General features: G+C 36.6%; 1 protein-coding gene. It reads left to right on the top strand.

The features are described 5' to 3' along the window. Nucleotides 1-151 precede the first annotated feature (151 nt). Nucleotides 152-511, top strand: a 360-nt coding sequence (locus Q1B07_RS26775; RefSeq protein WP_299095875.1) for a transposase, incomplete at its 3' end; no start/stop codon positions are given.

A 511-nucleotide genomic window follows, 5' to 3' on the forward strand; every position in this document is an offset into this window, starting at 1 on the left:
CCTGAATTATTCACAGATTTTATGAAATAGGCAAATATCGCCTATCTAATAGGCTTTCTTGTAAATCGTTCGTGCATTAAATAAATGAAAAAAGAATCCGTTTCTGATAAGGTTAAAGCGCGACCAAATAACCACAGAAAGGATTCTTATAATGGCTACTTTACCGCAATTAACACTTGATTTCAATCGTCAAATTAAATTATCAAATGATGGAGGCTCTCTTTCCTCTGATACGGGTGAATTCATCTTTAGAGAGTTCGATGAGAAAATTGGTTTCTCAAAGACATTGGCCGGGCACTTAAACTTGAAAGATTCAAGGACTTACTTTATTCATTCGAATGAAAATTTGCTTCGTCAAAAGATCTATCAAATGATTGCCGGCTATTCAGAAGATGACGCGGCTGATCAGCTAACGAAAGATCCTGTGTTTACTCAAATTATAGGGACACCGGCGTTAGCTTCCCAGCCTAGTTTATCTCGCTTTTTTAAACGGTTTGATCAAACATCTATC

The organism is uncultured Metabacillus sp., from assembly GCF_947503125.1.
In the GTDB taxonomy this organism is placed as follows: domain Bacteria; phylum Bacillota; class Bacilli; order Bacillales; family Bacillaceae; genus Metabacillus.